This window comes from Acidihalobacter aeolianus, from assembly GCF_001753165.1.
GTDB classification, from domain to species: Bacteria; Pseudomonadota; Gammaproteobacteria; order DSM-5130; family Acidihalobacteraceae; genus Acidihalobacter; species Acidihalobacter aeolianus.
In genome coordinates this window covers 3,012,664-3,035,985 of sequence record NZ_CP017448.1, presented here as the reverse complement: position 1 = coordinate 3,035,985, position 23,322 = coordinate 3,012,664, and the positions used below count along the sequence as shown (strand labels likewise).

The 23,322-nt window shown below is 63.4% G+C and carries 28 protein-coding genes, 1 tRNA gene and 1 other RNA gene; 14 read left to right on the top strand and 16 right to left on the bottom strand.

What is annotated here, in order from left to right; genetic code table 11:
* Positions 1–17 precede the first annotated feature (17 nt).
* The 6 genes from BJI67_RS14135 (at position 18) to BJI67_RS14110 (ending at position 7,087) form a co-directional block, all read left to right on the top strand.
* Positions 18–326: a (2Fe-2S) ferredoxin domain-containing protein gene (locus tag BJI67_RS14135; protein ID WP_070073578.1), complete on the top strand. Its 309-nt coding sequence runs from the start codon at positions 18–20 to the stop codon at positions 324–326.
* A gap of 403 nt (positions 327–729) precedes the next feature.
* Entirely contained in the window at positions 730–1,158 is a 429-nt protein-coding gene (gene rplM / locus BJI67_RS14130) for a 50S ribosomal protein L13 (RefSeq protein WP_070073577.1), read from the top strand.
* 17 nt (positions 1,159–1,175) lie between these two features.
* Positions 1,176–1,568 carry a 30S ribosomal protein S9 gene (gene rpsI / locus BJI67_RS14125; protein WP_070073576.1) on the top strand — a complete coding sequence of 131 codons (393 nt, stop codon included), beginning with the start codon at positions 1,176–1,178 and terminating at the stop codon, positions 1,566–1,568.
* Positions 1,569–1,588: 20 nt separating this feature from the next.
* Positions 1,589–1,662, top strand: a tRNA-Gln gene (locus BJI67_RS14120).
* 276 nt (positions 1,663–1,938) lie between these two features.
* Positions 1,939–3,090: a porin gene (locus tag BJI67_RS14115; protein WP_070073575.1), complete on the top strand. Its 1,152-nt coding sequence runs from the start codon at positions 1,939–1,941 to the stop codon at positions 3,088–3,090.
* Between the two features lie 148 nt (positions 3,091–3,238).
* Positions 3,239–7,087, top strand: coding sequence for a DUF3683 domain-containing protein (locus tag BJI67_RS14110; protein WP_070073574.1), 3,849 nt, complete (start codon positions 3,239–3,241; stop codon positions 7,085–7,087).
* A gap of 16 nt (positions 7,088–7,103) precedes the next feature.
* Here BJI67_RS14110 and BJI67_RS14105 read toward each other — a convergent pair whose 3' ends face one another.
* Positions 7,104–7,550 carry a GNAT family N-acetyltransferase gene (locus BJI67_RS14105; RefSeq protein WP_231940862.1) on the bottom strand — a complete coding sequence of 149 codons (447 nt, stop codon included), beginning with the start codon at positions 7,548–7,550 and terminating at the stop codon, positions 7,104–7,106.
* A complete protein-coding gene (rpiA, locus tag BJI67_RS14100) occupies positions 7,547–8,203 on the bottom strand; it encodes a ribose-5-phosphate isomerase RpiA (protein ID WP_070073573.1) in 657 nt (218 codons plus the stop codon). Before rpiA ends, BJI67_RS14105 begins: the two co-directional genes overlap by 4 nt.
* A 104-nt stretch (positions 8,204–8,307) precedes the next feature.
* On the opposite strand from rpiA, the gene ilvA reads away from it, so the two are divergent.
* Positions 8,308–9,819, top strand: coding sequence for a threonine ammonia-lyase, biosynthetic (gene ilvA, locus BJI67_RS14095; protein WP_070073572.1), 1,512 nt, complete (start codon positions 8,308–8,310; stop codon positions 9,817–9,819).
* 11 nt (positions 9,820–9,830) lie between these two features.
* Here ilvA and BJI67_RS14090 read toward each other — a convergent pair whose 3' ends face one another.
* The 7 genes from BJI67_RS14090 to BJI67_RS14060 form a co-directional block, all read right to left on the bottom strand.
* Positions 9,831–10,166 (bottom strand): hypothetical protein, encoded by a 336-nt coding sequence (locus BJI67_RS14090; RefSeq protein WP_070073571.1) that lies wholly within the window; start codon positions 10,164–10,166, stop codon positions 9,831–9,833.
* Between the two features lie 31 nt (positions 10,167–10,197).
* Positions 10,198–10,875, bottom strand: a complete 678-nt coding sequence (locus BJI67_RS14085) for a glutathione S-transferase N-terminal domain-containing protein (protein ID WP_070073570.1) — start codon at positions 10,873–10,875, stop codon at positions 10,198–10,200.
* Between the two features lie 3 nt (positions 10,876–10,878).
* Positions 10,879–11,331 carry an EVE domain-containing protein gene (locus BJI67_RS14080; protein WP_070073569.1) on the bottom strand — a complete coding sequence of 151 codons (453 nt, stop codon included), beginning with the start codon at positions 11,329–11,331 and terminating at the stop codon, positions 10,879–10,881.
* Between the two features lie 68 nt (positions 11,332–11,399).
* Positions 11,400–11,981, bottom strand: a complete 582-nt coding sequence (locus BJI67_RS14075; RefSeq protein WP_070073568.1) for a 5-formyltetrahydrofolate cyclo-ligase — start codon at positions 11,979–11,981, stop codon at positions 11,400–11,402.
* A 13-nt stretch (positions 11,982–11,994) separates the two neighbouring features.
* A non-coding RNA gene (ssrS, locus tag BJI67_RS14070) (6S RNA) lies at positions 11,995–12,177 on the bottom strand.
* Positions 12,178–12,193: 16 nt separating this feature from the next.
* Positions 12,194–12,508 (bottom strand): cell division protein ZapA, encoded by a 315-nt coding sequence (locus BJI67_RS14065; RefSeq protein WP_231940861.1) that lies wholly within the window; start codon positions 12,506–12,508, stop codon positions 12,194–12,196.
* A 17-nt stretch (positions 12,509–12,525) separates the two neighbouring features.
* Entirely contained in the window at positions 12,526–12,759 is a 234-nt protein-coding gene (locus BJI67_RS14060) for a TIGR02449 family protein (RefSeq protein WP_070074169.1), read from the bottom strand.
* 115 nt (positions 12,760–12,874) lie between these two features.
* Here BJI67_RS14060 and BJI67_RS14055 point away from each other — a divergent pair, with 115 nt between their 5' ends.
* Genes BJI67_RS14055 through BJI67_RS14035 form a run of 5 tightly spaced genes read left to right on the top strand, consistent with a single transcriptional unit; the run spans position 12,875 to position 17,557 of the window.
* Complete coding sequence (locus BJI67_RS14055; protein WP_070073567.1) at positions 12,875–13,189, top strand: hypothetical protein; 315 nt, start codon at positions 12,875–12,877, stop codon at positions 13,187–13,189.
* Between the two features lie 2 nt (positions 13,190–13,191).
* Positions 13,192–13,737 (top strand): UPF0149 family protein, encoded by a 546-nt coding sequence (locus BJI67_RS14050; RefSeq protein ID WP_070073566.1) that lies wholly within the window; start codon positions 13,192–13,194, stop codon positions 13,735–13,737.
* Between the two features lie 33 nt (positions 13,738–13,770).
* Positions 13,771–15,120 (top strand): Xaa-Pro aminopeptidase, encoded by a 1,350-nt coding sequence (pepP, locus tag BJI67_RS14045; protein ID WP_070073565.1) that lies wholly within the window; start codon positions 13,771–13,773, stop codon positions 15,118–15,120.
* Positions 15,117–16,349: a 2-octaprenyl-6-methoxyphenyl hydroxylase gene (ubiH, locus tag BJI67_RS14040; protein ID WP_070073564.1), complete on the top strand. Its 1,233-nt coding sequence runs from the start codon at positions 15,117–15,119 to the stop codon at positions 16,347–16,349. Before pepP ends, ubiH begins: the two co-directional genes overlap by 4 nt.
* On the top strand, positions 16,346–17,557 hold the full coding sequence (locus tag BJI67_RS14035; RefSeq protein ID WP_070073563.1) for a UbiH/UbiF/VisC/COQ6 family ubiquinone biosynthesis hydroxylase: 1,212 nt from the start codon (positions 16,346–16,348) through the stop codon (positions 17,555–17,557). Before ubiH ends, BJI67_RS14035 begins: the two co-directional genes overlap by 4 nt.
* Before the next feature lie 21 nt (positions 17,558–17,578).
* Here the strand turns inward: BJI67_RS14035 and BJI67_RS14030 are convergent, their stop codons facing one another.
* The 4 genes from BJI67_RS14030 to BJI67_RS14015 all read right to left on the bottom strand — a co-directional run bounded on the left by BJI67_RS14030 (position 17,579) and on the right by BJI67_RS14015 (position 20,334).
* On the bottom strand, positions 17,579–18,064 hold the full coding sequence (locus BJI67_RS14030) for an FKBP-type peptidyl-prolyl cis-trans isomerase (RefSeq protein WP_070073562.1): 486 nt from the start codon (positions 18,062–18,064) through the stop codon (positions 17,579–17,581).
* Positions 18,065–18,144: 80 nt separating this feature from the next.
* The gene (locus BJI67_RS14025; RefSeq protein ID WP_070073561.1) at positions 18,145–19,362 is read right to left on the bottom strand and encodes an HDOD domain-containing protein; all 1,218 of its coding nucleotides are present in this window, start codon (positions 19,360–19,362) and stop codon (positions 18,145–18,147) included.
* Between the two features lie 28 nt (positions 19,363–19,390).
* Positions 19,391–19,930, bottom strand: a complete 540-nt coding sequence (locus BJI67_RS14020; RefSeq protein WP_070073560.1) for a hypothetical protein — start codon at positions 19,928–19,930, stop codon at positions 19,391–19,393.
* Positions 19,927–20,334, bottom strand: coding sequence for a hypothetical protein (locus BJI67_RS14015; RefSeq protein WP_070073559.1), 408 nt, complete (start codon positions 20,332–20,334; stop codon positions 19,927–19,929). Before BJI67_RS14015 ends, BJI67_RS14020 begins: the two co-directional genes overlap by 4 nt.
* Positions 20,335–20,461: 127 nt before the next feature.
* Between BJI67_RS14015 and BJI67_RS14010 the strand changes: the two genes are divergently transcribed.
* On the top strand, positions 20,462–20,794 hold the full coding sequence (locus tag BJI67_RS14010) for a hypothetical protein (RefSeq protein WP_070073558.1): 333 nt from the start codon (positions 20,462–20,464) through the stop codon (positions 20,792–20,794).
* 4 nt (positions 20,795–20,798) lie between these two features.
* On the opposite strand, the gene BJI67_RS14005 is transcribed toward BJI67_RS14010, so the two are convergent.
* Positions 20,799–21,041, bottom strand: a complete 243-nt coding sequence (locus tag BJI67_RS14005; RefSeq protein WP_070073557.1) for a BolA family protein — start codon at positions 21,039–21,041, stop codon at positions 20,799–20,801.
* A gap of 66 nt (positions 21,042–21,107) precedes the next feature.
* Positions 21,108–21,563 carry a DUF6231 family protein gene (locus tag BJI67_RS14000; RefSeq protein WP_070073556.1) on the bottom strand — a complete coding sequence of 152 codons (456 nt, stop codon included), beginning with the start codon at positions 21,561–21,563 and terminating at the stop codon, positions 21,108–21,110.
* Positions 21,564–21,654: 91 nt separating this feature from the next.
* On the opposite strand from BJI67_RS14000, the gene BJI67_RS13995 reads away from it, so the two are divergent.
* Positions 21,655–22,140 (top strand): Crp/Fnr family transcriptional regulator, encoded by a 486-nt coding sequence (locus BJI67_RS13995; protein WP_070073555.1) that lies wholly within the window; start codon positions 21,655–21,657, stop codon positions 22,138–22,140.
* Between the two features lie 13 nt (positions 22,141–22,153).
* Here the strand turns inward: BJI67_RS13995 and rnd are convergent, their stop codons facing one another.
* Entirely contained in the window at positions 22,154–23,317 is a 1,164-nt protein-coding gene (rnd, locus tag BJI67_RS13990) for a ribonuclease D (RefSeq protein WP_070073554.1), read from the bottom strand.
* Between the last annotated feature and the right edge of the window lie 5 nt (positions 23,318–23,322).

Sequence of the window (23,322 nt, the reverse complement as noted above, 5' to 3'; positions counted from 1 at the left end):
TGATATAGAGGATTGCGATGAGCTATTACGAGAAGCACGTCTTTTTCTGCACCAATCAACGTGATGGTGGCAAGGCGTGTTGTGGTGATCGTGGTTCTTCGGCTATGCGCGACTACGCAAAGGCCAGAACCAAAGCATTGGGGATTGCCGGTGCTGGGCGTGTACGTGTCAATAATGCGGGGTGCATGGGGCGCTGCGAAGAGGGGCCCGTACTGGTCGTTTACCCCGAGGGCACCTGGTACACCTACGAGGATCGGGACGACATCGATGAAATCATTGAAGAGCATCTCTTAAATGGGCGTGTCGTAGAGGCGCTCAAAATCTAATTGACAAGTATATTCTTAAATTTTAATATTCAAGCGTGGTGTGGATAAGGCTGAGTAAGTCTCATCCGACATCCCATCCTCCTTTGGTGGTATTGGGCGCGGCCTTCTGGTCGCGCACTTTTTTATGCCCCGCCTGTGCATGTCTCAATTCCTCTCAAGCTTGACTATATTTAAGAGCTTGTTTATATATAAATACGCTGATTTGCTTTTTGGCATTTCGGCATCTCCCCTGATTCGTTCTTGATTTACGTTGGAGCGCGGCTTTGTGCCGCGCTTTCTTTTTGCTGGTGGCTTGTCGTGTCTGCTTGCGCACGAGGCATACGTCAGTTAATATTCCGCCCCTTTCTATGTGGCGCGGCGTTTGCGCCCGACAGCGTGAACCCTAGCGGAGCAGTGATACGCGATGAAGACCTTTAGTGCGAAACCGGCCGAAGTCAGGCGCGAGTGGTATCTGGTGGATGCCAAGGGCAAGACCCTGGGGCGTCTCGCCACCGAGATCGCCCGGAGACTGAGGGGCAAGCACAAGCCCGAATATACGCCGCATGTCGACACGGGCGATTACATCGTGGTCGTCAATGCCAGCCAGCTGCGCGTGACCGGAGCGAAAACCACCGACAAGATGTACTACCACCACACCGGTTACATCGGCAACATGAAGTCGGCGAGCTTCGAGAAGATGATGCAGAAGAACCCTGCCAAGGTGCTTGAGCTCGCGGTGAAGGGCATGCTGCCCAAGAACCCGCTGGGTCGTGCCATGCAGAAGAAGCTCAAGGTTTACGCCGGTGCCGAGCACCGCCATGTGGCGCAGCAGCCCGCGCCGCTCGAACTCTAACGTATCAGGAAAGATTCATGGCACTGACGCAGTATTATGGTACCGGTCGTCGCAAGAGCTCCGCGGCGCGTGTTTTTCTCCGCCCTGGCTCGGGCGCCATCACGATCAATGCGAAGCCCATCGACGAATACTTCGGGCGCGAGACTGCGCGCATGATCGCGCGCCAGCCCCTTGAGGCGGTCCAGCTGAGCGACAAGTTCGACGTCAAGGTCACAGTCGAGGGTGGCGGTTCCAGCGGACAGGCTGGCGCGATTCGCCTGGGTATCGCCCGTGCCCTGCAGGTTTACGACGAATCGCTGCGCGGTGACTTGCGACACCATGGCTTCCTGACTCGCGATGCCCGTGAAGTGGAGCGCAAGAAGGTTGGTCTCCGCAAGGCCCGCCGCGCGACGCAGTTCTCCAAGCGTTAAGCGCAGCGTTCTCCGGTTCTTGGGGGATCGTCTAGCGGCAGGACTACGGACTCTGACTCCGTCAACCTAGGTTCGAATCCTAGTCCCCCAGCCATTATCAAGGCCCCGTTTCGGGGCCTTGTTGTTTTGCAGCGGAATGCCATCGGTTCACTGGGTTTGGTGTGCCCCCATTTTTTGCGCGAACAACTTGTTATGACATGGTATGCTGCACTATCCTAGGTAATCCTAATGTTGCAATTATGTTACACGGGTGCACATATGTGTGTTTTGCGCACAAAAATTCTTGCTTGTGTTTGCGCTGCCGCGTATAAAGGCCGGGTCCTGCAACACAGGGCTTGTTGACAACAATATTCGCAAGGAGTCATGGCTCATGAAGAAAACCCTTATCGCGGCCGCGGTGAGTGCGGCGCTTGCAGTCCCTGCGATCGCGCAGGCCGATGTAACCCTGTACGGCAAGTTCGAGGGTTCGCTCGACTACCTCAACACCGCCAGCAATACGACGGTGAATGGCACCTACTACGGTGTTACGAACGGCACCAGCACGAACCAGTCCCTTTCCGGCTTAAACCTGAACAGCTCGCGTTGGGGCATCAAGGGCTCGGAAGATCTGGGCGACGGTCTGCGCGCAATCTTCCAGGTCGAGAGCACGATCACTGCCGAAGGCAAAGCGAAACTGGGTAACCGCAACACCTTCGTGGGTCTGAGCGGCGGTTGGGGTACCGTGATCGCGGGTCGTCACGACACGCCGATGAAGGCCCTTGGTCGCAGCGTTGATCTCTTCGGTGACCAGATCGGCGACTCCCGTGACCTGATATCAGGCACCAAGTATCTTCCGGGCAATGGCAGCATCAACAAGACCGCAGGCTTCGATCTGCGCACGCCGCAGACGGTTGCCTATGTCACGCCCAGCATGGGTGGTTTCAAGGCGGTTGGTGCCTATGCCATGGCTGGAGGCGTGAACAATGGTGCCGCATATAGCCTCCTGGGTCAGTACTCGATGGGCCCGATGATGGTCGGTTTGGCCTACGAGAGCCATGGCAAGGGGTTGTACTCCGGCGCAACCAAGAGCGAGACCGGTATTCGTCTGGCCGGCTCCTACAAGGTGGGTGCCCTGAAGTTCGTCGGCTTGTATGAACAATTGAGCCACCTCGGCGGCGTGGAGAATGTGACCTACAGCAACGGCCAGACCGACAAGGCGAATGTGAATGTCTATGGTCTCGGCGTGGCGTACACGATGGGTTCCAACGTTCTGAAGACCCAGGTCTACCAGTCCAACCCGGATGGCAGCAACAACAATTCCACGATGTGGGCTGTGGGTGCCGAGCATCACTTCAGCAAGAAGGTCATGGCGTTCGTCGACTACGCAGTGATGAATAACCAGAACCTCGCTGGTGCCGCGCCTTGGTACGGTGGCAAGGAATACGGTTCGTATGTCGGTCAGAACTCTGGCGCGGCTTCCTACACCGTGGCTCCTGGCAAGAACCCGTCCGCCGTTTCCACCGGTCTGATGGTTTCCTTCTAAGATCGCGGAAAAGACGTACGATGACGGGCGCCCTTCGGGCGCCCGTTTTTTTGTGCGCCGAATGATGGCTTGAAAGCCAGTATAACGCACGGCTTTTTGTTTGGCGCCGTTCCCCGTATGCTTGGCGCTTTGCATCGATCCGTCCGCAATGTCCGAACGCATCCGCGAGATTCCCTACAATTACACCTCGTTTTCGGATCGGGAAATCGTAATCCGGTTTCTCGGCGAAGCCATGTGGGACATCCTCAACCGTTTGCGCGGTACCCGGCGCACCGGGATTTCTGCGCGCATGCTGTTCGAGGTGCTCGGCGACATGTGGGTGGTGGCAAGAAACCCCTACATCCAGGACGACTTGCTCGGCAACCGCAAACGCCTGTCCCAGTTGATCGATGCGATGCGTCACCGCCTCGATCAGATTGTCGAGCGTTCGGAAGGCAACGACGACGCACTGCGCCTCGCCGACGCCGCACGCCAGGCGGTGACGCGCTTCGCGGAAAGCTTTCCCGCAGAGCGTAAACGCCGTGCACGTGCGTTGCGCCGGTTTGCGCGACATACCCGACGCGACAATATCGATTTCGGCGGCTTGGCGCGCGTCTCGCATGTGACCGATGCCACGGACTGGCGTGTGGAACTGCCTTTCGTGGTGCTCACCCCGGACAGCGAGGCGGAGATGGCGGCGCTGGTGCAGGACTGCATCACCCTGGGCCTCACGGTCATTCCGCGCGGAGGCGGTACCGGCTATACGGGGGGCGTCATCCCGCTGACGCCGGATGGTGCCGTGATCAATACGGAAAAGCTCGAAGGGCTTTCCGAGGTGCGCCTCATGGATCTGCCGGAAGGGCCGCGAGGCGTTGCCACGGTGCGTGCCGAGGCTGGGGTCGTAACCAAGCGGGTGTCGGATCTCGCGGCGGCGAATAGCCTGGTGTTCGCGGTCGACCCGACCTCGCAGGACGCGTCGACCATCGGCGGCAATGTCGCCATGAACGCCGGCGGCAAGAAGGCCGTTCGCTGGGGAACGACGCTCGACAACCTCGTGTCCTGGCGTATGGTGACACCCGATGCCGACTGGCTCGAGGTGGAACGGCTCGATCACAACCTCGGCAAGATTCACGAACAGGAAACCGTGCGCTTCCGCGTCACGCACTACAAGGCGGACGGCAGGACGCCGCGCGGCGAGCCGGAGATACTGAGTTTTTCCGGGGGCAGCTTTCGCAAGACCGGGCTCGGCAAGGATGTGACCGACAAGTTTCTCGGCGGCCTGCCGGGCGTGCAGAAAGAGGGTTGCGACGGCCTGATCACGTCCGCCGTGTTCATTCTGCACCGCATGTCGGCCCACACCCGCACGGTGTGCATGGAATTCTACGGCGCGGATCTCCACGCTGCCGTGCCGGCGATCGTGGAGATCAAGGAGCTGCTCGATGCCGCCGCAGGGGTCGAACTGGCGGGTCTGGAGCACCTCGACGAACGCTACGTCAGGGCAGTCAAATACACGCCGAAGGGTGCGCGCGGCGAGCGGCCGAAGATGGTCTTGATCGCGGACATCGCCGGGGACGACGCCGACGCCGTGGCCCAGGCGGCCTCGCGGGTGGTGCGCATCACCAATCAGCGCGGAGGCGAGGGTTTCGTCGCCGTCAGCGCAGAGGCGCGGCGACGTTTCTGGGCGGACCGGGCGCGTACCGCGGCTATCGCGGCGCATACCAACGCCTTCAAGATCAATGAGGATGTGGTCATTCCTCTCGAGCACCTGGCGGCCTACAGCGAGGGCATCGAGCGCATCAACATTCGCCTGTCGATCGGCAACAAGCTACGCGTCATCGAGCGCATGACGGCCTACCTGGAAGGGGATCTGCCGGAGCTCGCGCGCAGCGGTGGATACGATGGCAGCGACGAAGGCAGGCAATTGCTTTCGATCAAGCTGGCGGCCGCCCAGGCGCATCTGCGCGCGGTCGAAAGCCGCTGGCGCGGTCTGCTCGCCTATGCAGAGGCGCCGGCCTCGGCGCACGAGGCATGGATCCCCGAATCGATCAGATCGCGGGTGCGTGAGGACGACACCCTGATGCGCCTGCTGCTCAGACGCGATCTCGTCGTGTCGTATCGTGCCGAGATCGAGCGCCCACTCAAGGAAATCTTCGACGGTCATGCGTTCGAGCCGCTGTGCGCGCGCCTCGACGGCATCCATCGAGAGGTGCTTTCGAGCCGCTTGTTCGTGGCGCTGCACATGCATGCCGGCGATGGCAACGTGCATACCAACATCCCGGTGAACTCGAACGACTATACGATGATGCGCGAGGCAGAATCGGTGGTCGACGAGATCATGGAACTGGCCAAATCGCTTGGCGGGGTGATTTCGGGCGAACATGGCATCGGTCTGACCAAGATGCAGTATCTCGAATCGCAGTACATCAACCCCTTCGTGGCCTATAAGCACCGTGTCGATCCTGAGGGCCGCTTCAACCGCGGCAAGCTGATGCCGGGTTCCGGGCTGGCACGCGCCTATACGCCGTCGCTGCGCCTGGTCGAGCAGGAGGCCCTGATCCTCGAGGCCAGTGAGCTGGGCGATCTTAACAACGACATCAAGGACTGTCTGCGCTGCGGCAAGTGCAAGCCGGTGTGTACCACGCACGTGCCGCGGGCCAATCTACTGTATTCACCGCGCAACAAGATTCTTGCGACGGGGTTGATCGTGGAGGCCTTCCTGTACGAGGAGCAGACCCGCCGAGGCATCTCGTTGCACCATTTCGAGGAGATGAACGACGTCGCGGATCACTGCACCGTCTGCCACAAGTGCCTCAATCCGTGCCCGGTGAACATCGATTTCGGGGATGTGAGCGTGCGCATGCGCCACATCCTCAAGCAGCGCGGGAAACGCCGCCCCAGCCCGATGACCGCCCTGTCGATGGGCTTTCTCAACGTGAAGGACCCCGCGACCATTCGCTTGATGCGCAAGGGCTTGATCGAATGGGGTTATCGATTGCAGCGCCTAGGTCACGACGTGTTGCGTCGTCTGGGTGCTTTGCCGACCAAGCGGCCGCCGGGATCGACGACCGGAAAACCCGCTCTGCGCGCGCAGGTCGTGCAGTTCGTCAGAAAGCCCATGCCGGCCAAGAGCATGCTGCCGGCACAGACCATGCGCGGGTTGCTGGCTCTCGAAGACCCCGCACTGGTGCCGATTCTGCGCGATCCTGCCACGACCACGGACGAGTCCGAGGCGGTGTTCTATTTCCCGGGTTGCGGGTCCGAACGACTGTTCAGCCAGATCGGTCTCGCGACGCTGGCGATGCTCTACGAGGTGGGCGCACAAACCGTGTTGCCGCCGGGGTATCTGTGCTGCGGATATCCGCAGACGGCCGGCGGCGATATCGAGAAGGGGCGCCAGATCACGACCGAGAACCGGGTGCTGTTCCACCGCGTCGCGAACACGCTCAACTACCTCGACATCAAGACGGTGATCGTGTCCTGCGGCACCTGCATGGATCAGTTGCTGAAGTACGAATTCGAGCGCATCTTCCCGGGGTGCCGTCTGCTCGATATCCATGAGTACCTGATGGAGAAGGGCGTCAAGCTGGACGGTGTGGAGGGCGTGCAGTACCTGTATCACGATCCCTGCCATACGCCGATGAAGACCCACGACCCGATCCGTGTCGCCTCCGATCTGATGGGGCAGGCGGTGACCCTGTCCGACCGCTGCTGCGGCGAAGCGGGTACCTTCGCGGTCAGCCGTCCGGACATCGCTACCCAGGTCCGCTTCCGCAAGGAGGAGGAGATCCGTGCCGGTATCCGCTCACTCACCGGCGAAGAGAAGGCCGAGGGCGGCAACGTGAAGCTGTTGACCAGCTGCCCCGCCTGCCAGCAGGGACTCGCGCGCTACGCGGGCGACACGGGGCTCGATACGGACTACATCGTGGTCGAGCTGGCTCGCCATCGTCTCGGCGAGACCTGGGCGGAAGGCTTCGTCGGGCGCGTGCGCAACGGCGGCATCGAGCGCGTGCTGCTCTGACGATCGGGCACAGCCGCTAGAGCTTGCGTGTCAGGTGGTGGGCGGTGATGGCAAAGCCTGCGCGCAGATAGAAGCGGTGGGCATCGAACCGCTGTACGCCCGAATCGAGCACCAATTGAAGACAGTCTGTCCGCCGTGCCGTTTCATCCAGCCATGCGATCACGGCGGTACCGAAACCCTGCGAGCGACCGGCCTCGTCGGTGACCAGGTCGTCGACATAGAGATGCCGGCCGATGGAGAGGTTTTCGACGATGCGGAACCCCGCCACCGCGCATACCCGGCTTTCCTCCTCGAGCATGGCCAGACGAAAACCGCTGGTCATCTGACTGCGGACGCGGGCTATGAACTCGTCGGCGACGAGGTGTGGCCTGAGCTGACGCATGACCGCGTAGCAGCGGCTGATGTCCTCGTCGGTTTGCGCCTCGCGCACGACGCTCGGGGAATGACCGTCCTCGGGCGTCACTTGAGAGTCTCGACACCCTGCTCCATGCCCAGCAGCAGCACGTCGGCCGGCCGTGCGGCGAACAGCCCGACGGTGACGATGCCGGGGATCATGTTGAGCTCGGTTTCGAGCTTGACCGGGTCCATGATCTCGAGGTTGTGGATGTCGAGGATGAGATTGCCGTTGTCGGTGGTAAAGCCCTCGCGCAGTACCGGTTTGCCGCCGCGCTTGACCAGTTCGCGGGCGACGAAGCTGCGCGCCATCGGAATGACCTCCAGCGGCAACGGAAAGCGCCCCAGGTAGTTGACCAGCTTGCTGCCGTCGGCGATGCACACGAAGCGCTCGCTGGCGCCGGCGACGATCTTCTCGCGCGTGAGCGCGCCGCCGCCGCCCTTGATCAGGTGCAGCTGCCGAGTGGCCTCGTCGGCGCCGTCCACGTAGAGCGGCAGCCCGCCGACGGCGTTGAGGTCGAACACGGGAATGCCGTGCGATTTGAGGCGCTGCGCGGAAGCCTCGGAGCTGGCCACGGTGCCGTCGATGCGACCCTTGATGCCTGCGAGCAGATCGATGAAATGGTTTGCCGTCGAGCCGGTGCCGATGCCGACCACCATGCCGTTCTCGACATAGGCGAGGGCTGCTTCCGCCACGGCCTTTTTCATGCTGTCCTGATCCATCTGAACTCCTGCGCAGTGTGCTGTCGAGCCATCATACCCGGATCGGGCGATGCGCCGGAAGCCGCGCTATTGCGGGGCAGAGGGTCCGCCTGTATCGTGCGCCGATGGACGAATATGTCAGACGTATCCTGACCGCAAGGGTCTACGACGTGGCGAAGGAAACGCCGCTGGACATGGCGCAGGGGATCTCGCGCCGCATGCGCAACACGGTGCTGCTCAAGCGCGAGGATCTGCAGCCGGTCTATAGCTTCAAGCTGCGCGGTGCCTACAACAAGATCGTGAATCTTCCGGAATCCGAGCGCGCGCGCGGCGTGATCACGGTCTCGGCCGGAAATCATGCGCAGGGCGTGGCCCTGGCGGCCAAGCAGCTTGGCGTACGCGCGGTCATCGTGATGCCGGTGACCACGCCATCGATCAAGGTCGAGGCCGTGCGGGCGTATGGCGCCAAGGCCGTGCTCGAGGGCGACGACTTCGACGCGGCCTTCGCCTACACCCAGAAGCTCATTGCCGAAGAGGGTCTGGTCTTCGTACCGCCCTTCGATGACGCCGACGTCATCGCGGGGCAGGGCACCATCGGCGTCGAACTGATGCGCCAGCATCGCGATCCGATCGACGCCATTTTCGTGCCGGTCGGCGGCGGCGGCCTGATCGCCGGCATCGCGGCCTATTTCAAGGCGCTTAGCCCGCAGACCCGCATCATCGGCGTCGAGCCCGACGACGCGCCCTCGATGCACGCCGCGTTGCGTCGCGGCCGGCGCGTTCGGCTCAAGCAGGTCGGGATCTTTGCCGACGGTGCCGCCGTGCGCGAGGTCGGGCGGGAGACCTTCCGGCTCGCGAAGCAATATGTCGACGAGGTGCTGCTGGTCGATTCGGACGAGATCTGCGCGGCGATCAAGGACATCTTCGACGATACGCGATCGATTTCGGAGCCCGCCGGTGCGCTGGCGCTGGCCGGCCTCAAGCGCTGGGTGGCGCGCGAGGGCGTCACCGAACAGACTCTGGTGGCCATCAACAGTGGCGCGAACATGAATTTCGACCGCCTGCGCCATGTGGCGGAACGCGCCGAGATCGGCGAGCGGCGCGAGGCCTTGCTGGCGGTGACCGTCCCCGAGCGCCCGGGCAGTTTCCGCAAGTTCTGTCGCGTGCTCGGGCGCCGGGCGATCACCGAGTTCAATTACCGATACGCGGACCCGGAGACCGCGCGCGTGTTCGCGGGCATCCGCTTGAGCGAAGGCGACGCCGAACGCAAGGCCATCGTCGAACGCCTTGAGTCCAAGGGTTATCCGGTGCTCGATCTGACCGACAACGAGATGGCCAAGCTGCACATGCGTTACATGGTCGGCGGCCACGCGCCGCGCGCGGACAACGAGATTCTTTTTCGCTTCGAGTTTCCGGAGCGTCCCGGCGCGCTGCTCGAATTCCTGATGCGCATGGGTGCGGCCTGGAACATCAGCCTGTTCCACTACCGCAACCACGGGGCCGCGGACGGTCGTGTGCTGGTGGGCATGCAGGTGCCGCCCGAGGAAAAGACCCTGGTCACCCAGTTTCTCGACGACCTGGGTTACCCCCACTGGGAGGAAACCCAGAATCCGGCCTATCGGTTGTTTCTGGCCTGAACTTCGCGGCCTCAGAGGCCCTTGTTCGCCAGCGCCTCTTCATTGAAGGCCGCGTCGATGGTCGCAATGACCTTTTCGACGGTGCGAAATCCCTCCACGGGCGCGTCGTCGGCCATGTACTTGAGGCGCAGCGCACCCAGGGCGTTGATCACCTGAACGCGCTCCCCGAGTACGGCATCGACGCCGTCGAGGCCCAGCTTGTCGGCCAGTTGGGTAATGATCTCGCCGGCATAGGGGTTGGCGTGTTCGCCGGAACGGGCCTTGCTCAGCGAGGCGGCCGGATCGCCGTCGAGCATGGGGTATCCGCTGTGGCGATCCAGGTAGGTCAGCAGTTCGGAAAAGGTCATGTGGGTCTCCGTGAGCGGTGTCGGGCGTCGACTAGGCTGCGATCAGCCCGGCTGCTAGCGGGCTGTTGCAGGTGTCGGCGACGCGTTGCAGGTAATACATGAGGTCTATCGGCAGCGAGAGGCCGTCGTGGACCTGGATCGGGTAGAGGTCAGCCGCGAGCAACAGATCGGCGCTGCTGATCTGTCCCATGTAGAAGCGCCGCTGCGCGAGGTGGCGGGCGAGATCGTCCAGCCGCGATAGCTGGCGCAGTTGCGCATACCCATCGTAACGATCATTGGCCAGGGCTTCCAGCGACATGCCGAAACGCGCTTCGACCTCGGATTTGTAGGCGGCGAGAATCTCGGGATCCTGGCCGATATCGCGGTAGGCGGGGCGAATGGGCGCGTAAAGCCGTTCCAGCACGTGATGCACGCGGCGGCGCCAGTCGAGCAGAGCGCCCCAGGCCGCAGGGTCGAGGCGTTCGTCGACAAGTGCCGGCGTCTGCGGAAACAGGGCGTCGATCGAGATCAGTATCTCTTCCGAATCGGTCAGCAGGCGTCCGTCGTCGAGCTGCAGAATCGGCACCTGCCGGGCGACGCCCAGGTCGAAGAAGGTTTCGTCGTCGGTGTATTCGAGGGCGCGGTCCTCGTAATCGATTCCCTTGTAGTCCAGGGCCAGGCGCACGCGCTGCGATTCGGGCGACGACCAGAAATGGTACAGAGCCGGCATGGTCTACTCGAGGTCGAGAATCGCCTGCCAGTGCTGCGGTTCCACCGGCAGGATGGACAGGCGATTGCCCTTGCGCAGCAAAGGCATGTCCGCCAGTTCCGGGCGTGTGCGCAGTTCCGCTAGGGTGATGATGCGGCCGAGTTTGCGCTCGAATTCGACGTCCACGAGATACCAGCGCGGCGCATCCTGACGACTCTTGGGGTCGTAGTATTTGGCCTCGGGATCGAAGGCGGTCGGGTCCGGGCGTGCCTCGCCGGCGATGCGCATGATGCCGGCCACACCCGTCGGGTCGGCGTTCGAGTGGTAGAACAGCGCCAGATCGCCCGGACGCATGTCGTCGCGCATGAAGTTGCGCGCCTGGTAGTTGCGTATGCCGTCCCAGGGCTCGCGTCCGACGCGTGCCAGGTCGTCGATACCGAAGGCCTCGGGCTCGGATTTCATCAGCCAGTATCGCATGAGCCACCCTTAATTCAGCAGAGGGGGGAGTATAAACCAGGGGCCGTTCGCGCTGCCGAGCGGCGGGCTCAGGTGCAGCGGTATACGCCTCTCGGTGTGACCACGGCGGCGAGCGGAACATCCCAGGACTCTGCCGCGAGGCTTTCGACTTCCTGAAAGTCGTAGGCAAGGCCGATCAGGATGGGGCGCCGCACGGGAACGCACAGTTGATAGGCGAAGGTCCGGTCGTAGAAGCCGCCGCCCATGCCCAGGCGATGGCCGTGCCGGTCGAACGCGACCAACGGCGTCAGCACGATATCCAGTGCGCGAGGGTCCTTCCGCCGACGTGGGGTTGCAAGCGGCTCGTCAATGCCGAACCGGTTGCCGCGCATCGGCATGCCGGGGCGCCATGGGTGGAACCAGAGTCCGCCATGCGTGGCGAGGGCGGGCAGGTAGAGCCGCTTGCCCGCGACACGGGCTGCGGTCAATGCAGGCAGGGCGTCGAGTTCGCCGCTGACGGCGAGATACCCGGCTACGTGCCGGGCCCGGCGGAACCAGGCGGTGGCGGTGAGTCGCGCGGCAACATGTCTTGCGGCGCGTTCCCGCTGGGCGGCGGTGAGGGCGGCACGACGCCGTCTGATCTCGTGGCGGAGTCGATTGCGGTCCGTCATGGCAAAAAAGAGGACACACTCCGTAAGTGCCGTGGTGACTTTCGACCTTGAACCAGCGGTTCAAGTGGGCGCTTCGGCGGGGGACGTAGGCTTTCCGCAGTGCGGACCTGCACATGCCCTCCGCAAAACCGGCTCCCGGGGTATAAAACTAGGCTCAAGGGTACTACCCAGTCACTCACGAACACCCCAGAGGTGTCCTGCGAACGACTATATCACGATCGCGGCGCCAGGGGCTTGTCCTGTTTTTCCGGCCCATCGAGGCGGTCCATGGCGAGGTCGATGGCGGTGTTGAGGCCTTTGATCCGCGTCGCCAGGGTTTGCTCGGCCTGGGAGCGATCGCCGCGCAGCTGCATGAGTTCGTGAATCAAGTTCAGCGAGGTCATCACGGCAATGCGCTCGCCGCCGACGATGCGGCCGGAGGCGCGGATCTCGCGCATGCGGGCATTGAGTTGTTGAGCGGCGGCGAGGAGGGCTTCCTGCTCACCCTCGTCGCACATGACCTGATACTCGCGCTCGAGGATGTGCACGCTGACGGGCACTTGGCTCAGGGTGATTCCTCCAGGCTCCTGAGTCGGCCGATCATGGCTTCCACACGCTGCTTGGCGAGTTCGTGCTTCTCGATCAGGCCGCTGCGCTCGTGTTGCAGGGTCTGGAGCTGGCGTCTGAGCGCGGTGTTTTCCTTGTGCTGCCGCTCGCAGGCCGAAGTCAGTTCGAGCACGCGCCGTTCCAGCTCGCGCAGCGCTGCTTCGTAGACCGGTTGGGTGGCGGCGTCGCTCATGCGGCAAATATAGGCGCGCTGAATGAACAGGGTCAACAGGTGAGCGGGGATGCCGGGGGCAAACCCGAGTGTTAAGATCGCACATTGCCTCGCATTCCGACATTTGCAGCCGCTCATGAACCCGCAGACCGAGCCCGAAGACTTTTTCCAGGCCAACCCACTGTCGCCAGAAGCCATCGTGGTCACCGGCGAAACCCGCAACGGCAAGGCCTGCAGGATCGTGGACAACACGGGGTCCATCGATATTGCCGAGCTGCGTGCACTGCTCGATCAGCTGATCGAGGACGGTCGCTTCGGTCTTTCCGGGCGCTCGCTGGCCGGGGACAGCCGCATGGTGATCGGGGCGCCCGATTTCACCCATATCCAGTTCGGTGAAACGGTGTATCGCTTCGTGCTGTTCCCCTACGAGGCCAGGATCGAGGCTTTTTGAGCATGGACCTCCATTTCGAATCGCTGGATGAGGAACTGCGCGGCGCCGGCGCGGCCATGGGTGCCGCGGAAGGTCATGGATTGCTGTGCGCCCGACTCGCGCTGGGTACATTGGGCGACGAGGAAAGCTGGCTGCAGGAAACGCTGGGCAGTTCGGCGGATGCGTCCGTTCCATGCCGTCAGGGTCTGTCCGAACTCTATCGCAATACGCGCCTGCAACTGGACGATGCGGAGATTTCCTTCCAACCCTTTCTGCCCGGTGATGAGGCCGAGCTGAACGAACGCGTCGCCGCGCTGGGACAGTGGTGCTATGGCTTCAGCACGGGCCTAGTGCTGGCCGGCCTGCAGGCCGAACGCCTGGAGGCGCTGCCGGAGCAGGTGCGGGAATTCATCGACGATCTGGGGCGGATCGCCCAGGTGTCGTCGGACAGCGTGGCCTACGAGGAGGGCGAGGCCGACTATGCCGAATTGCTGGAGTACGTGCGCATCGGCGTGTTGCTGTTGTTCGAGGAGATGCAACCCAGAACGCCGCTCTCGGGACTGCACTGAAACCCGGGATATCGCCACAAGGAGTTTCAAACGATGATGCTTCCCGCCGCCGAATATGCTCGCCGCCGCCGCCAGCTGATGCGCCAGATCGGCGAACGGGGCATCGCCATCCTGCCGGCGGCGCCGGTCCGGGTGCGCAATCGCGACGCGGATTACCGCTATCGCCAGGATAGCGACTTTCTGTATCTCACCGGGTTTGAGGAACCTGAGGCGGTGGCGGTACTGATACCGGGACGCAAGCAGGGGGAGTTCATTCTCTTCTGCCGCGAACGCGACCCCTTGCAGGAAACCTGGCACGGCCGCCGCGCGGGTCAGGCGGGTGCGGTGGAGCGTTACGGTGCGGACGACTCATTCCCGATTGCGGACATCGACGAGATACTCCCGGGGCTGCTCGAAAACCGCGACCGGGTGTTCTACAGCATGGGACGCGACGCCGTGTTCGACCGTCAGCTGATGGACTGGGTCAATCGTCTGCGCGCCCAGGTCAGGTCCGGCCGCCAGTCGCCGCATGAATTCGTGTCGCTGGAATTCCTGCTGCACGAAATGCGCCTGTTCAAGTCGTCCGCGGAGCTCAAGCTGATGCGCCGCTCGGCCGAGATCGCCATCGAAGGGCATCGTCGCATGATGGCGATGTGCCGCCCTGGCTTGTACGAATACGAGGTCGAGGCCGAGTTCATCTATACGGTACGTCGCCACCGGGCGGACCTTGCCTATCAGTCGATCGTCGGCGGCGGCGAGAACGGTTGCATCCTGCATTACGTCGACAATGCGACCGAGCTGCGCGACGGTGATCTGCTGCTGATCGATGCAGGTGCCGAATACGAGGGCTACGCCAGCGACATCACGCGTACCTTCCCCGTCAACGGCCGCTTCACGCCGGCGCAGCGCGAGGTTTACGAGCTGGTGCTGGAGGCGCAGCTGGCCGCGATCAAGAAGGCCCGCCCCGGAAACCACTGGAACGACCCCCACGAGGCGGCTCTGCGCACGCTGACGCGCGGCCTCGTCGAGCTGGGCCTGCTCAAGGGGCAGCCGGCAAAACTCATGCGCGAAGGTGCCTATCAGCGCTTCTACATGCACCGTACCGGCCATTGGCTCGGCCTCGACGTGCATGACGTGGGCGAATACAAGATCGACGGCCAGTGGCGACTGCTCGAACCGGGCATGACCCTGACCGTCGAGCCGGGTCTATACATCACGCCCGCACGCGACGTGCCGAAACGATTCCACAATATCGGTATCCGCATCGAGGACGACGTGCTGGTGACCGCGCAGGGCTGCGAGGTCCTGACCCAGGCCATGCCCAAGTCACCTGACGAGATCGAGGCGTTGGTGGGCAGCGCCGCGGAACCGAAGGTCCCGGCCCGAGCGCGGCGTCGCGCATGAGCCGGGATTTCGACATCCTCGTCGTCGGCGGTGGGATGGTCGGGGCCAGCCTTGGCGTTGCGCTGGCTGGTTCCGGGCGACGTGTCGGCATTCTCGAGGCGCGTCCGTACGGCGAACCGGGTCAGCCGAGCTACGACGATCGCAGCACCGCACTCGCCTTGGGCTCTCGCCACATGCTGGAGCGTCTGGGCGTATGGTCAGACCTGAGCCGCGAGGCAGCCCCCATTACGCATATCCACGTCAGCGACCGCGGGCGTTTCGGAGCTGCGCATATCGATGCAGGCGAGCAGGGTGTTCCGGCGCTGGGTTATGTGGTGCCCAATCGCGCCATCGGTGCGGCGCTGATGGGGGCGTTGCAGGATGCCGAGGGGGTGGAAATGATCGCACCCGCCGAGGTGGCCGGCTTCGAAGGGTCCTCCGGAAATGACGATGAATGGGTTTCGCTGCATCTGCGCGAAGGGCAGGCGGCCGGCACACTGCGCGCGCGGCTGGTGATCGCCGCCGACGGCACGGCCTCGCCGATGCGCGAGCGGGCCGGCATCGGCATCGAGTCCCGACCCTACGGCCAGTCGGCGCTGATCGCCAACGTCAGCGTGAGCCGTCCGCGAGCCGGGTGGGCGTACGAACGCTTCACACCGGACGGCCCGCTCGCCATGCTGCCCATGGGCGGGGATCGCTATTCTCTGGTCTGGACGCATCGCGACAAGGACCTTGCGGCGACCCTGGCCCTGGACGACGCTGCGTTTCTGCGTTCCCTGCAGGCACGCTTCGGCTGGCGGCTCGGGCGTATCTCTACGGTTGGTCGGCGAGCCGCCTATCCGCTGGGGCTGACTCGGGCGCGCGAGGTCTGGCGCGGCCGTCTGGCCCTGATGGGAAATGCACTGCATACCCTGCACCCGGTCGCGGGGCAGGGTTTCAATCTGGCCCTGCGTGACGTGGACGCGCTTTCCCGCGCGCTCGAGCCGGTGGGGGATCCGGGAGCGCCAGAGGTGTTGGCGGAGTATGCAAGACTCAGGGAGCCAGACATGCGTACCGTGGTCAGGCTGACGGACGCGATGGTACGGGCATTTTCCGGAAAGCGCCCGTTGCCGGGGCTGCTGCGCAGCCTGGGTCTGCTCGCCGCCGACGGCGAGCCCTCGCTCAACCGCTGGCTTGCCCGCCAGCACATGGGTCTGCACGGTGCGGTCGTGGCCAAGCATGCCGTGCACAAACACGGACAGCGAACATGAGTGCGGCAGACTACGAGATTGCCATCGTCGGCGGGGGCATGGTCGGAACGGCACTCGCCTGCAGCTTGGGGGCGCAGGGTCGTCGGGTGGCGCTGATCGAGGCATACCCGGCACGTCCCTGGCAGCCAGGCGGTGAGTACGATCTGCGGGTTTCCGCGATCAACCGCGCCTCCCAGCGCCTGTTCGAGCGGCTCGGCGCCTGGCAGGGCATGTGCGAACGGCGCGTGAGCGCCTACCGGCGCATGCATGTATGGGACACGGCCGGCAAGGGCGAGATCACCTTCGATGCGGCCGAGCTCGGTGAGCCGGATCTCGGTCACATCATCGAAAACCGCGTCATCCAGGAAACCCTGGAGGCATGCCTGCCGGAAACGGTGACCGTCTATCGCCCGGCGACACTGGAAACGATGGACGTCGGGGCGTCTGCGGTATCGCTGAAATTGAACGACGGCAGCGAGTTGAGCGCCGCGCTGGTGGTCGGGGCCGACGGGGCGCACTCGCGAGTGCGCGGGCTGGCCGGCATCGAACGCGAGGAGAGACCTTACGGGCAGAAGGCGATCGTCGCTACCGTCGCCACCGAGAAAACGCATCAGGCAACCGCATGGCAGCGCTTTCTGCCGACCGGACCGGTGGCGCTGCTGCCATTGGCGGATGGCCGCTGCTCGCTGGTGTGGTCAGCAGAGACCGAACTGGCCGAGAGTCTGATGGCCTTGGACGACGAGGCCTTCCGCCGGGAGCTCGGTCTGGCTACAGAGTTACGTCTTGGGCGCATCCTGGAGATCGGTGCGCGCGCCGCCTTCCCGCTGGTGGGTAGTCGCGTCCATCCTTACGTCAAGCCGCGCATCGCCCTGGTGGGCGATGCCGCGCATACCATCCATCCCCTTGCGGGTCAGGGAGCCAATCTCGGTTTCATGGATGTGGTGGCGCTGTCCGCGCAACTCGCAGAAACACGGCGCGACGCCGGGAGTCTGCGTCTCTTGCGCGCCTACGAGCGTGCCCGCCGTGCCGAGAACGAGATCACGATGCGGGCCATGGAGGGCTTCAAACACATGTTTGGAAGCCGCGTGCCCGGCCTCGCCTGGTTGCGCGCCCAGGGTCTGGGTATCGCCGGGGCGTGGCCACCCCTCAAGCGAGTGCTGGCGTCGCGTGCCTTGCTGGGCAGTACGCAGGCGCCGACGCCGCGGGTGGAAGGCGGGCCGTACAAGTAGACCCGCCCCGCAGCATCCGGTTTAGTGTGCGTGTCCGTCTGGGCCGTGCACGTGTCCGTGCGACAGTTCTTCCTCGGTCGCGTCGCGTACTTCGACCACGGTGACGTCGAAGTTCAGCGGCACGCCGGCGAGCGGGTGGTTGGCGTCGATGGTGACGTCGTCGCCGTCGATCGACACGATGCGCACGATCTGCATCGAGCCGTCGTTCGCCTGGGCATGAAACTCCATGCCGACTTCGAGGGTGTCGACTCCTTCGAACATGGCGCGGTCGATGGCCTGGATCAGGCCTTCGTGGTGCTGTCCGTAGGCATCGTCGGGCTCGACGTGAACCTTGACGACGTCGCCCGCGCTCTTGCCTTCAAGCGCCGCTTCGAGCCCGGGGATGATATTCCGGGCGCCGTGCAGATAGGCCATGGGTTCGCCGCCATTGGAACTGTCGATGACATCTCCGGCGTCATTGGTCAGTGTGTAGTCGATGGTGACGACGGTGTTGTTGGTGATTTGCATCGATGGCCCCCTGGGCGTGTGTTCGCCGCTAGTTTACGTGATGAGGCCATATCTGCCCAGCGCGCGGCCCGGGCGGGTGCTCAGCCGCTCAGCAATTGTTTGATCTCGTCAATGTCTTGCTGGGCTTCGTCGAGAAATTCCTGAATACGCTCCGGGGTGGCTGGCGCCAAGCCCAGCTTGGCAAAGGCCGGCACCTCAGATAAGACAGGATGTACGGAGGATGTGTTCTGCTGCTCCATAAGGATCAATTGCGCTACGACGACGACGTCAGCGTAATCGGCCTGGGTGCCGGAATTGCGAGTCCAGTCCTCAGCACCCTGGATCACGCTCTGCATGTCACTGTCGATTTGCCAGTGGTCGATGATCAGCAGCCCGACGGGCACGCGCAGATTGACGATGGCGTTTTCGAGACGCTCGGGTTTTCCGAGCAACCCATAGCGTTCTGCGTGCTGCAGGATGGGGATGCCGCCGATGTCGTGAAGCAGGCCAGCCAGCAGCGCATGGCTGGGGTCGAGTTTGGGATGGCAGCGCGAGGCAAGCGTTTCGCACAAGGCGGATATCTGTACGCTGTGTTCCCATAGCTCATGCATGCGTTGCCTAACCGCCGGCTGGCGAGTATGGAACACCGTGGTGAGTGCCAGGCTGATGGCCAGGGTACGGGTAGTTTCCAGTCCGAGCCGGATCACGGCATCGGACAGGTTGGTAACCGGTTGTCCGCCGCGGCGCGCGGCCGTATTGGAGGCGCGCAGGATGCCTGCAGCGACCGAGGGATCGATCTGCACGATCTTGGCGATGTCTGGGAGGGAAATGTCCGGGCGCAGTGTTGCATCGCGGATGCGCATGGCCACTTCAGGCATGCTGGGTAATTCAAGGGTGCCGCTGCTTAGTGAGCGCAGGATGTGCGCGAGCAGCTGGCCCTCTTCTTCGGTGATGGCGGTGTGCTCGACCTCGTAGTCGTTTTGCCGCTGTTCACGCAGGATGATATCGAATAGGCGTCGGTCCAGACGCAGAAGTCGGCTTGGGACGCTCGCGACAGCAGCGATTTGGCGGCCCTCACCGAATAAGGGACGCTTGGCCCGTGAGGTGCCGCCGGACACAACCTCGTTGCCGTTCCCATGCTTCAGTGTCACCGTGCCGTCGAGCAGATAGGTCAGCCATCGGTCTGCGTCTTTGCCGTCGAGCGTCTCACGCGCTTTGAGCGTGACTACTTGCCCCTTCTCGGCCAGGCGATTGCGATTTTCGGTAGATAGCCCGTTCAGGGGGATCAGATCGTCGATTTCTTCGAGCAGGATCGGCATGGCGTCGCTTCTGTAGTTTCTTGTGCAATCATCGGGTATCCGGCGGCCGCTGCCAAGGGAGTCCTTCGCGCAACTGCGGGACCGGTTGCTCGCACTGATCGATAAGCCCTTCATCCATAAGCCAGGTACGGGCATCTGCAGCATCCCGCAGAAACCAGTCCAGAGTCGAGCCCAGCCGGAAGCTATAGCCCCACGCGTCCATATCAAGCATGAGCCGCTGGCGGCCGACGCCGGGCAATTCGTCCGCCAGCAGTATCTGTAGATAGCATACGGCGCACTCCTCGATGTCGCTGCCGCCCGCGTCGGTATGCAGGCGACTGCGCCGGGCTTCGTCCATGCACACGGCATGGGCGAATTCGTGCAGCAGGGAGTGCACCGGGGTGTCTCCGCGCACCAAAACCTCGCGACCGACGAGGCCGGCCTCGGGCGCGCCCCAATAGCTGCCGGGAATCGGCGCTGTGTCATCAAGGAGGACCAGGGATAAGCCGTAACGTGCGATCAGATCCGTCAGCGTGTTCAGTGGCAGATCATGGACTTGCAGGCAGCTTTCTGGGCCGGAAGAGTTCATGCGTCGGGTCCGGCGAGGCGGTTGCGCTGTGGCGGCGTGCGATAACGTTCCGGGCAGGCTTCGGGGTGTTGCGCGCACCAGTCTCTGGCCATGTCCGCATAGCGGCGGGATCGCGTGCTGAGATAGAACCTCGCCTGTGCCCAATGTGTGACCGGGGGTGCGCCGTTGGCGGTCACGACAGCCGTCTGCATGGCGGCGAGAATGACATTGGCGGCTAGCCTGCGTTCGAGCGTCGTGATTCGCTGCCAGGCTGCCGGTAGGAAATACAGACGGAGCAGATCCAGGCGCTGGCACAGCAGCATACGTACCACGTTACGTAGGGTCCGGTCGGCCTCGTCCCAGCCCTGCACGAGGTCCGATTCGACCAGTTTGAGGATTTCATCCTGTCCCTTGGGCGTGAGCATGGAGTGCCGCTTGCGTCGCTTGGGGTAGACTTGCCGCCGCGGTCGTCTTCCGACCACGGCCCATCCACAGTGTCAGGGGAGTACGTGCGGGATGCAAGTTGTCCGAGGGAAAAGAATCATCAATGTCATGCGTGGCTGCCTCAGCGAGATTTCGGCGACGCTCAAGGAATTGCGTGCCCGGCTCACGGCGACAGGTGACATGGATGCTTCCCGCAACGGCATGCTGTTCTCCCTGGACATGAATCTGGCGTCGATGCACATGCTCGGTCTCAAGCTGATGGAGGCAGAGCAGGCCGGCGAACTGGATCTGAGCGGGGCCGAGCGGGTCATACTGGGCATGGCCGGTAGCTTCATGGAAGAGCCGGTCAGCCGCTTGATAGACGACGCGCTGGAAGGCTTTGCCGTGCCAGACGAACGGGTGGTGCGCGAACTGGAAGGTAGCGGGCATCGCCCTCACTGACACCTCAGGATTTTCGCGCGATCCATTCGGCGGGGGTATACGCCTTGATTGTGAGCGCATGGATCGCTCCGCTGGCGATGTGCTCATTAACGGTGGCAAACACCAGTTGATGTTCCTTGACCGGGCTGAGACCTTCGAAGGCCTCACTAACGACGACAGCCTCGAACTTGCTCCCATCTCCGCTGACGGAAGCCTCGCTGCCAGGAATGCCTTGTTCAATCAGTGTCCTGATGGTTTCAGGGGTCATTGCATCCTCGATGTTTATGTGCGCGGCAAAGCTTACACCAGCCGACCGGCACTGCAAGCCGGAGGCTTACCAGCGCGCTTTATCCCAGCGTTCGGGGTTGGCCCAGTGGCGCGAGTTCAGCCAGTCCGGGGTGCGTTTGTAGTCGTACAGGTCGAAGTGATACAGGGCGAGGCTGCTAGGGTAGCTTGCAAGCGGACGCAGACCTAAAGCCAGCATGGAAGGCGTCGGCCAGCGCTCGCTGGACGCGAGGCAGTACAGCGTTTCGGCGTAGAGGTCGCGCAGACCAGCGATCAGTCGTCTGCCATCATCGGATGACAGGTCATCCAGGCCGTCTGCCAGCAGGGCTAGAGCATAGCGTCGTTGCGGCGGGTTTGAGAGCAGCGATTGTGCAGTCTGCGCTGTGCTTCCGTCATGCACTTGCAGGCGTTCCGCAAGCGGGTGACCGGCCGGTGCTATCAGTAAAGTAGCTCCGGACGGAGCAGAAAGGGCCAGGCGTTCGAGGTCATCTAGCGGGTCGGTCATGGGGCTACCTCGGGGCTGTGCGCAGCGAAGGACGATGGCGCATCAGGTATACTCGCGCCGGACAGGATTATTGTCAGGGGAGCGCACGGTAATGCAAAAGGTTGATGATCTGGTCCAGTTTCTCAGCGAGCATGGGTTGTGCGCATCGCTGACGACCAAGGAGGTCGAAAAGATCCTGGAGTTCACCGAAGAGGTCTATCTCGATCGCGGTGAGGTGGTGATGGAGGTCGGCGAGGTTGGCGAGGCGCTGTTCTTCGTGGTCGAGGGTGAAATCGTCCTGCTCTACGATACGGGTACGATGGAAACCGAGGTCGGGCGCCGCCGTCAGGGTGAGCTGATGGGCGAGATGTCCTTCTTCGACCGTAAGCCGCGTCTGACCCGGATGCGCGCTACCCGCAACAGCACGCGTCTGCTCAAGCTGTCGCGGCCCATGTACGAGCGCATGCGCGTCGAGCAGCCCTTCATCACCGTGAACTTCCTGGAGTACGCAATCGTCAGTCTCGATCATCTGATCCGGGAAATGAGTACCGACGTGGCCGTGCTCACCGACTACTATTTCGCGCCGGGCAAGAAATAATAGGACGGTTGGTTCAGGGCGACTCGGGAGCGGTCCGCGCCCGGGCGACGAATGCGCGCAATTCGTCGCCGAGCATTTCGGCGCGCCAGCCGCGCATCACCGGAAGGTCCGTTTCGCCCGTCGCTGCACGCTCGATTTCACGCCGGGTGGCCAGCATGGCGGGAGCGATGTTCGCGCTTTCGGACGCCCGTCTCAGCATCTCCATCAGCCGTTCCGCCAGTATGCTTTGGGCGTCGTCGAGTTGCGGTCGTGCCGGCAGCTCGGGCCATGCCTCGCGTGGTTGCGCCCGGGCACGTGCGGCGGCCTCGATCAGCGCCGCGCCGTGTCGGCGCAATGTCGACGGCGGCAGATTGCGTATCTTTCCCAGTGCTTCCGGCGTGTCCGGCATGTGCCGTGCAATGTCGAGCAGGGGCTCGTCGGCGAGTATCCAGCGGCGTGGCCGGTCGGCGCGGCTTGCTTCGGTCTCGCGCCAGGCTGCCAGTGCCCTGGCAGCGCCGAGCTGCGCGCCCTGCAGGCGATACACGCCCTTGAGCCTGAGCCAGGCATCCTGCGGATCGGTTTCGTAGGTGCTCGGCTCGCCGAGCCGGCGGCATTCGTCCTCGAACCAGGCCTGTCGACCGCGCGCCTCGAGGGCGTCGCGCTGTATGGCGTAGATTTCGCCGAGGTAACGCACGTCGTCCGCCGCGTAATGCAGCTGCGCGGGCGCCAATGGACGGCGCGACCAGTCCGTGCGCGCATGCCCCTTGTCCAGTTCGATGCCCAGCTGGTCGGCGACCAGGCGACCGTAGCCGATCTGATCCGCCGGTCCGAGCAGCGCGGCGGCGATCTGGGTGTCGAAGACCGGCATGGGGATCCTGCCCCAGAGCTGGTGCAGGATTTCCAGGTCCTGACGGGCGGCGTGCAGAATCTTGACGATAGCGGGATCGAGCAACAGCTGTTGCAGCGGAGCGAGGTCGGCCAGCGCGAGCGGATCGATGCAGGCGACGATGCCGGGCGCTGAGATCTGGAGCAGGCAGAGTCGCGCGCGGTAGGTCTTCTCGCGCAGGAATTCGGTATCGAGCGCGACCCAGGGCGTTCCGCTCAGACGTGCCGTCAGCGCACCCAGCGCCTCGGGCGTGTCGACGTAAAGATCGTCTGCCCGTGCGGCGCGCGTCCCGGCGGAGGATCCGGCATCCATCGTGT